The following is an 8,430-nucleotide window of genomic DNA, read 5'->3' as shown; positions in this document are numbered from 1 at the left end:
GGTTGTTTTTGTGGTGGCCCCTGTTTTCCAGCTAAGGGGGGGGGCGCTAGCGTGGTTGGGTTAACCCACCCGCCCGCGGGGGGCTCGGGGGGGGCCGTTCGGTCTTCCTCTTTCCGTCGGTCAGACGGTCTCGGGGAGTTCCTCGAGGCCCTCGGAGACCAGCTTCGCGAGACGGTCCAGGGCGGCATCCGCGCCCTCGGCGTCGGAGGCGAGAACGATCTCCTCGCCGCCCTGGGCGCCCAGGCCCAGAACGGCGAGCATGGAGGCCGCGTTGACGGGGTTGCCGTCAGCCTTGGCGATCGTCACGGGGATGCCGGAGGCCGTGGCGGCCCGGACGAAGATGGAGGCGGGGCGGGCGTGGAGGCCCTCGGCCCAGCCGACGTTGACGCGGCGCTCAGCCATGTGATGCTGCCCTTCACTGTTCAGGGTTGTCTAGACCAGTTTCCCACATCATGAAGCATGTTCGGAGCGGGGCTGCGTCCCGCTCCGGAGGTGACGTCGAACCTCGGCCTCGATCCGACTTGCGTCCTCCACAGACTGCCCCGCGCCGTTGTCCGACGCGAGCCGTACTCTGGGGCCCATGCAGACCTCGGCGGGCCGGCAGGACCGGCACGAGTACCCCGCCCACTGGGAGGCGGACGTGGTGCTGCGCGACGGGGGCACCGCGCGCATCCGGCCCATCACCGTTGATGACGCCGACCGCCTGGTCAGCTTCTACGAGCAGGTCTCGGACGAGTCGAAGTACTACCGCTTCTTCGCGCCGTACCCGCGACTGTCCGCCAAGGACGTCCACCGCTTCACCCACCACGACTTCGTGGACAGGGTGGGGCTTGCCGCCACCATCGGCGGCGAGTTCATCGCAACCGTACGATATGACCGTATTGGCGCCGGCGGAACGCCCGCCTCCGCTCCCGCCGACGAGGCCGAGGTCGCCTTCCTGGTGCAGGACGCGCACCAGGGCCGTGGGGTCGCCTCCGCCCTCCTCGAACACATCGCGGCCGTCGCGCGCGAGCGCGGCATCCGTCGTTTCGCCGCCGAGGTGTTGCCCGCCAACACCAAGATGATCAAGGTGTTCACGGACGCCGGATACACCCAGAAGCGCAGCTTCGAGGACGGCGTCGTACGCCTGGAGTTCGACCTCGAACCCACCGACCGCTCGCTCGCCGTGCAGCGCGCGCGGGAGCAGCGTGCGGAGGCGCGGTCCGTGCGAAGGCTCCTCGCGCCCGGCTCCGTCGCGGTCGTCGGCGTAGGCCGCGCGCCCGGCGGGGTGGGCCGCGGCGTCCTCGGCAACATCCGCGACGCGGGGTTCACCGGCCGCCTGCACGCCGTGAACCAGGCCTTCCCGGAGGACCTGAAGGAGGTCGACGGCGTACCCGCCCACCGTTCGGTGCGGGACATCGACGGCCCGGTCGACCTCGCGGTCGTCGCCGTACCGGCCGAGCGAGTCCCCGAAGTGGTCACCGAGTGCGGGGAACACGGCGTGCAGGGACTCGTCGTGCTCTCCGCCGGATACGCCGAGAGCGGCCCCGAGGGCCGTGAGCGGCAGCGCGAACTCGTAGGGCACGCGCGCACGTACGGCATGCGGATCATCGGGCCGAACGCCTTCGGGATCATCAACACGTCCGAGGAGGTACGGCTCAACGCGTCCCTGGCACCGGAAATGCCCCGCCCGGGGCGGATCGGGCTCTTCGCCCAGTCCGGTGCCATCGGCATCGCGCTGCTGTCCCGGCTGCACCGGCGCGGGGGAGGGGTCACCGGGGTCACCGGCGTCTCCACCTTCGTGTCGTCCGGCAACCGGGCGGACGTCTCCGGCAACGACGTCATCCAGTACTGGTACGACGACCCCGACACCGACGTCGTCCTCATGTACCTGGAGTCCATCGGCAACCCGCGCAAGTTCACCCGCCTCGCCCGGCGGACGGCGGCGGCGAAACCCCTGGTCGTGGTCCAGGGGGCGGGATCCGCTCCGCAGGGGCACGCGGTACGGGCCACCCGCCTGCCGCACGCGACCGTCTCCGCGCTGCTCCGGCAGGCGGGCGTGATCCGGGTCGACACGATCACCGAGCTGGTGGACGCCGGGCTGCTGCTTGCCCGGCAGCCGCTGCCCGCCGGGCCACGGGTGGCGATCCTGGGGAACTCCGAGTCCCTGGGCCTGCTGACGTACGACGCCTGCCTGTCCGAGGGGCTGCGGCCGTCCCGTCCGCTGGACCTGACCACCGGAGCCACCGCGGAGGACTTCCGGCGGGCGCTGGCACGGGCGCTGGCCGACGACTGGAGCGATGCGGTGGTCGTGACGGCGATACCGGCCATCGGCGAGGGCTCGCCCGCAGACGCGGAGCTGGCCGAGGCGCTGCGGTCCGCTGCCGCCGCCGCTTCCGCGAAGCCGGTGCTCGTCGTGCACGTGGAGCTCGGCGGGCTCGCCGAGGCGCTGTCGGCCGCGGCCAGCACCGCGCCGTCCCGCCCCGCGGGGCGGCCGTCCGCCGGGGGAGCGCCACAGGCGTCGCCCGGGGAGGCTCCGGCCCTGCCGGACGCACCCCGCGGCCGCTCCCGCCTCATCCCCGCCTACCCGGCCGCCGAGCGGGCCGTCCGGGCCCTCGGGGAGGCGGTGAAGTACGCGCAGTGGCGCCGCGAGGCCGCCGACCCGGGCAGGGTGCCCGAGTACGAGGACATCGACGAGAAGGGCGCCGCCGAGCTGATCGGCGGGCTGCTCGCGCGCGGCCAGGGGCTCACCCTCGGGACCGAGGAGACCTGCGAACTGCTCGGGAAGTACGGCATCGACGTCCGCCGCGCGCTGCCCGCCGGCACCGCCGACGCCGCCGCGGAAGCCGCCCACGCCCTCGGCTATCCGGTCGCCCTCAAGGCCACCGCCCCCCATCTGCGGCACCGCGCCGACCTCGGCGGGGTACGCCTGGACCTGGCGGACGAAGAGCAACTGCGCCGGGCGTACGCCGAGTTGACCGAGCTGTTCGGGCAGCCGGAACAGCTGCGGCCGGTGGTGCAGTCGATGGCGCCCCGGGGTGTCGACACCGTCGTACGGGCCGTGATCGACCCGGCGGCCGGGGCCGTGCTGTCCTTCGGGCTGGCGGGAGCCGCCTCGCAGCTGCTCGACGACATGGCGCACCGGCTGGTCCCGGTCACGGACCGGGAGGCGACCTCGCTGGTGCGGTCCATCCGGACCGCTCCGCTGCTGTTCGGCTGGCGCGGCTCCACGCCCGTCGACACACCCGCGCTGGAGGAGCTGCTGCTGCGCGTCTCCCGGCTCGTCGACGACCACCCCGAGGTCGTCGCCGTGACGCTGGAGCCGGTCGTCGTCGCGCCCCACGGCGTGAGCGTCCTCGGCGCCACCCTGCGGCTGGCGCCGCCGCCGGCCCGTGACGACCTCGGCCCGCGCACCCTGCCGGTCTACTGAACGGGGGAGGGGGAGCGCATGGAGATCGCCGGACGCGAGCTGCCCGACGGCAGCCGGTGGGACCGGGAAGTGATCGTCTGGGACGCCGGACAGCTCCGACTGGCGGCCGGGTACGACCACACCCACCACCACGGCCCGGAGCTGGTCTTCGCCGGCCCGTCCTTCGTGTCCTGCCCGCTCACCTTCCAGGACCCCGTCTTCCGCCCGCCCACGGCCGATGAGACGGCGCGTCTCGCGCGGACGCTCATCGAAGAACCGCCCCTCGTGGTCGGGTTCGAAGCGGATGCCGGCGGCACCGCGCCCGTCTCGTGTCTGGTCGCCGCGGAACGGCTGGACATCCTGCCCGGGCTCGTCCCACGGCACCCGCGCGCGGGTGCGGAGACCGCCCCGGCCGCCCCCGACTGGCCCGGACCCCCCTTGCCCACGGATTAGGATGGACGCCATGGCCAAGACCAGTACGACGACCCAGGGGCTGCGCGCGGCGATCGAGCGCAGCGGCTACTACCCGGCCCTCGTGGCCGAGGCGGTGGAGGCCGCTTTGGGCGGCGAGCCCATCCGGTCGTACCTGGTCCACCAGGAGACGACGTTCGACCAGAACGAGGTGCGGCGGCACGTGACCGTGCTCGTCCTCACCGGCAACCGCTTCATCGTCAGCCACACCGACGAGCAGGCCGCCGACAACACCTCCCCGACGCCGTACGCGACGACGTCCACGGAGTCCGTGAAGCTCGGCCGGATCTCCTCCGTCGTGGTCAGCCGTGTGGTCGCCAACCCCGAGCAGTACACGCCCGGCACCCTGCCCCGCGAAGTCGTGCTGACCATCGGCTGGGGCGCCGTCTCCCGCATCGACCTGGAGCCCGCCGCCTGTGGCGACCCCAACTGCGAGGCCGACCACGGCTACACGGGCAACTCGACGGCGGACGACCTGAGCCTGCGCGTGAGCGAGGCCGGGGACGGCCCGGAGACGGTGCGCCAGGCGCTCGTCTTCGCGCAGGCCGTCTCCGAGGCGACAGCGGACGTCACACGCTGATGGCGTACCCCGCCGCCTGGGACCACCCGGAACCGCTCGCCCTCGACACCGCGCCGCTCCCCGAGTACGGCAGCGGTTCCCTCGCCGACCTCCTGCCCACCCTGGCCGCTGGTATGGCCGTACCGGGCATGACCGCCGGCATCCAGGAACTGACCGCCGCCGACCGGAACTGCGTCTTCCTGATCGATGGCCTGGGCTGGGAGCAGCTGAAGGCGCACCCGGACGAGGCGCCCTTCATGACCTCGCTGCTCGCCAGTTCCCGGGGGGGCACGGGACGCCCGATCACGGCCGGCTACCCGGCCACCACCGCGACCTCCCTCGCCTCCGTCGGCACCGGTCTCCCGCCGGGCGCCCACGGCCTGCCCGGCTACTCGGCCAGGAACCCGGCGACCGGCGAGCTGATGAACCAGCTCCGCTGGCACCCGTGGACCTCCCCGCGCGCGTGGCAGCCGTACCCCACCGTCTTCCAGCTGGCCCACGAGGCGGGTGTGCACGCCGCCCAGGTGTCGTCCCCCGCCTTCGAGAACACCCCGCTGACCAAGGTCGCGCTCAGCGGCGGAACGTTCCACGGCAGGCTGACCGGCGAGGACCGCATGGACATCGCCGCCGAGCAACTGGCCGCCGCCGACCGCGCTCTCGTGTACACGTACTACGCCGAGCTGGACGGCGCCGGTCACCGCTACGGCGTCGCCTCAGACACCTGGCGCGGGCAGCTCATGAACGTCGACCGGCTCGTCCAGCGCCTGGCGGAGCAGCTGCCGCCGCGCACGGCCCTGTACGTCACCGCCGACCACGGCATGGTCGACGTCCCCTTCGACGAGCAGCACCGCTTCGACTTCGACGAGGACTGGGAGCTGCGCGCCGGCGTCGCGCTGCTGGGCGGCGAGGGCCGCGCCCGCCACGTCTACGCGCTGCCGGGCGCCGAGAACGACGTCCTGACCTGCTGGCGCGAGGTGCTCGGTGAGCAGTTCTGGGTGGCCTCGCGGGACGAGGCGATCGCGGCGGGGTGGTTCGGACCCAAGGTCGACGACCGCGTGCACGCGCGGATCGGTGACGTGGTCGCGGCCGCGCACGACGACGTCCTGATCATCGCCACCGAGCGGGAGCCGAAGGAGTCGGCGCTGGTCGGCAACCACGGTTCGATGACCCCTGCGGAGCAGCTGGTCCCGCTGCTCGAAGTACGCTCCTGAAGAACCGCCCCCGTTACCCGACCCGCCTCGCCGAAAGGTGCTCAACCCCCCATGCCCGAGCTGGTGTTCTTCTCCGGAACGATGGACTGCGGGAAGTCGACACTGGCTCTCCAGATCGAGCACAACCGCTCGGCCCGCGGCCTCGTCGGCATGATCTTCACCCGTGACGACCGCGCCGGGGAGGGCAAGCTGTCCTCCCGCCTCGGCCTGGTCACCGACGCGGTGGAGGTGGAGGACGGCCAGGACCTGTACGCGTACATCGTCGAGCACCTCTCCCAGGGTGGCCGCGCGGACTACGTGATCGCCGACGAGGCGCAGTTCCTGGCCCCGGTGCAGATCGACCAGCTCGCCCGCGTCGTCGACGACCTGGGCGCCGACGTCTACGCGTTCGGCATCACGACCGACTTCCGCTCCAAGCTGTTCCCCGGCTCCCAGCGGCTGGTGGAGCTCGCCGACCGGGTCGAGGTCCTCCAGGTCGAGGCCCTGTGCTGGTGCGGCGCCCGCGCCACCCACAACGCGCGCACGATCGGCGGCGAAATGGTCGTCGAGGGTGCCCAGGTGGTCGTGGGCGACGTCAACCAGTCAGCGGACGAGGTCGGTTACGAGGTGCTGTGCCGTCGGCACCACCGGCGCCGTATGACGGCCGCGACGGCGCGTGCGGCGGCGCTGTCCCCGGACGTCCTGCCGGTCCCGACGGACTGAGGCCCGGGGGCGGACGCCGCCGCTGGGCGTGACGTTTCGGCAGACCCGGGCTCGGCGCAGGTTGTGGCCCGCTCAGCGCGGGCTCCGGACCACGGAGAAGACCGCCCCCTCCGGGTCGGCCACCGTGGCCACCCGGCCGTGCTCGCTGTCGCGGGCCGGCTTCAGGACCTGGCCGCCCAGCTCGGTGACCCGTTGCAGCGTTTCATCGGTGTCGGCGACCTGGAAGTACGTCACCCAGTGCGGCCCCCGGTCGCGCGGCAGTGCGTGGCCCACGCCGTGGATGCCGGCGACCGGCCGGCCGGCCACGCGCAGGGTCACGTAGTCGAAGTCGGCGGACACCACCGGCTCCTCCTCGTAGCCGAACACCGTCTTGTAGAACTTGGCGACACCGCCCGTCTCGAAGGTGAGCAGCTCGTTCCAGGAGGGTGTGCCGGGCACGCCGGAGACGGCCATGCCGTGGTGCTCCGCCGCCTGCCAGATGCCGAACACCGCGCCCGAGGGGTCGGACGCGATCACGAGCCGTCCGGCCTCGGCCATGTCCAGCGGGCCCACACCCACGGTGCCGCCGCACAGCCGCACCGTCTCGGCCATGTGGTCCACGTCGTCCGAGGAGAGGTAGGGCGTCCAGGCGATCGGCAGATGACGGTCCGGCGGCAGCTGGCCGATGCCCGCCACCTCCTGGCCGTCGAGGAGCGCCCGTACGTAGGGGCCGAGCTGCTGGGGACCGGGCTCGAACTCCCAGCCGAACAGCGCCCCGTAGAACGCCTCGGTCGCGGCCGGCTCGTGCGCCATCAGGGTCACCCAGCAAGGTGTGCCGGGCTCGCGCCGAGTGCGCGTGCCGTTCGGGCCGGCCGGCCCCCGTGCATCGGTCATCGTCACTCTCTCCCCGGCCCCTCGCGGTGGCCGTGTCGCTTCCGCTCTCCGGATCGGTGTCCGCAGCAGCGCGTACTCACCGTGCCGATGGTCGCACCCTCCGTGACACCACGCGGCGCGGCGCCACCGCGGTGTGATGTCGTCGCGAGGATGCCCGCCCCGTGTCTTCTCCCCTGTGTCCAGGTGGTTGCCGCCGGGTGTCCATCGGCTGCACAGCATGTGCCCGATCCCGTACGCCTCGTGATCGAGCCTGTCCGGCGGAGCAGATTAGTCGGACCTGGACGATGCGGCCACCCCTGGCGTATGGATGGAGGCCATGAAAGCCATCATCACCGCAATGCGACTCGCGCACGACTTGACCGGGGACAACCCGCCGTTGCTCCTCGACGTCCGCTGGCAGCTCAGCCTGGCCAAGGCGGCCGGAGCGCCGGCCTTCGACGGGCGGGCCGAGTACCGGGCCGGGCACATTCCCGGCGCGGTCTTCGTCGACCTGGACAGTGAACTGGCCTCGGCCCCGGGGCGGAACGGCCGGCATCCGCTGCCGGACCTGGCCGACTTCGGCGCCGCGATGCGCCGGGCCGGTGTGTCCTGCGGCCGGCCGGTCGTCGTGTACGACGGCGGGCAGGGCTGGGCGGCGGCCCGCGCCTGGTGGATGCTGCGCTGGACGGGTCACCCGGATGTGCGGGTCCTGGACGGCGGGCTGCCGTCCTGGGAGGGGGAGTTGACCACGGAGGTGCCCTCGCCCGTGGAGGGCGACTTCGCGCCGGTGCCGGGGGCCGGGCTCCTGGACGCGGACGCGGCCGCCGCGCTGGCGCGTGCCGGCGTGCTGTTCGACGCGCGGGCGGGGGAGCGGTACCGGGGTGACGTGGAGCCGATCGACCGGGTCGGCGGACACATTCCGGGAGCGGTGTCCGCGCCGACGACCGAGAACGTGGGGCCGGACGGGCGGTTCCTGCCCGCGGAGGAGCTGAGGCTGCGCTTCAAGTCCCTCGGAGCGTCCGAGGACACCGAGGTCGGCGTGTACTGCGGCTCGGGCGTCTCGGGGGCCCACGAGGTCCTGGCGCTCGCGGTCGCCGGCATTCCGGCGGCGCTGTACGTGGGTTCCTGGTCGGAGTGGTCCTCCGATCCGTCGCGGCCGGTTGCGGTGGGCCCCGACCCCCAGTAGCGCCGACCGGAATGGGGGGCCGCGCCGCCCCCCGGGGGGGCGCCACCGGGCGGGGGGGGAG

At 73.1% G+C, this 8,430-nt stretch carries 8 protein-coding genes; 6 read left to right on the top strand and 2 right to left on the bottom strand.

Going from position 1 to position 8,430, the window contains the following annotated elements:
• Positions 1-120 precede the first annotated feature (120 nt).
• Entirely contained in the window at positions 121-402 is a 282-nt protein-coding gene (locus tag ACFW2E_RS34725; protein WP_079309245.1) for an HPr family phosphocarrier protein, read from the bottom strand.
• Positions 403-580: 178 nt separating this feature from the next.
• Here ACFW2E_RS34725 and ACFW2E_RS34720 point away from each other — a divergent pair, with 178 nt between their 5' ends.
• The 5 genes from ACFW2E_RS34720 to ACFW2E_RS34700 are packed head-to-tail and all read left to right on the top strand — an operon-like array spanning position 581 to position 6,331.
• The gene (locus tag ACFW2E_RS34720) at positions 581-3,409 is read left to right on the top strand and encodes a GNAT family N-acetyltransferase (protein WP_384472285.1); all 2,829 of its coding nucleotides are present in this window, start codon (positions 581-583) and stop codon (positions 3,407-3,409) included.
• An 18-nt stretch (positions 3,410-3,427) separates the two neighbouring features.
• Entirely contained in the window at positions 3,428-3,841 is a 414-nt protein-coding gene (locus ACFW2E_RS34715) for a hypothetical protein (protein ID WP_384472282.1), read from the top strand.
• Positions 3,842-3,851: 10 nt separating this feature from the next.
• Positions 3,852-4,439, top strand: a complete 588-nt coding sequence (locus ACFW2E_RS34710) for a DUF5998 family protein (RefSeq protein ID WP_384472279.1) — start codon at positions 3,852-3,854, stop codon at positions 4,437-4,439.
• Positions 4,439-5,629 (top strand): alkaline phosphatase family protein, encoded by a 1,191-nt coding sequence (locus ACFW2E_RS34705; protein WP_384472276.1) that lies wholly within the window; start codon positions 4,439-4,441, stop codon positions 5,627-5,629. Before ACFW2E_RS34710 ends, ACFW2E_RS34705 begins: the two co-directional genes overlap by 1 nt.
• Positions 5,630-5,680: 51 nt before the next feature.
• Positions 5,681-6,331 (top strand): thymidine kinase, encoded by a 651-nt coding sequence (locus ACFW2E_RS34700; RefSeq protein ID WP_384472273.1) that lies wholly within the window; start codon positions 5,681-5,683, stop codon positions 6,329-6,331.
• 72 nt (positions 6,332-6,403) lie between these two features.
• Here the strand turns inward: ACFW2E_RS34700 and ACFW2E_RS34695 are convergent, their stop codons facing one another.
• Positions 6,404-7,204 (bottom strand): VOC family protein, encoded by an 801-nt coding sequence (locus tag ACFW2E_RS34695; protein ID WP_384472270.1) that lies wholly within the window; start codon positions 7,202-7,204, stop codon positions 6,404-6,406.
• A 316-nt stretch (positions 7,205-7,520) separates the two neighbouring features.
• Between ACFW2E_RS34695 and ACFW2E_RS34690 the strand changes: the two genes are divergently transcribed.
• Positions 7,521-8,369: a sulfurtransferase gene (locus ACFW2E_RS34690; protein ID WP_384472268.1), complete on the top strand. Its 849-nt coding sequence runs from the start codon at positions 7,521-7,523 to the stop codon at positions 8,367-8,369.
• Positions 8,370-8,430 lie beyond the last annotated feature (61 nt).

It is taken from the genome of Streptomyces sp. NPDC058964 (assembly GCF_042741275.1).
Taxonomy (GTDB): domain Bacteria; phylum Actinomycetota; class Actinomycetes; order Streptomycetales; family Streptomycetaceae; genus Streptomyces.
The sequence above is the reverse complement of the archived record's forward strand: the minus strand, read 5'-3'. Positions and strand labels throughout refer to the sequence as shown.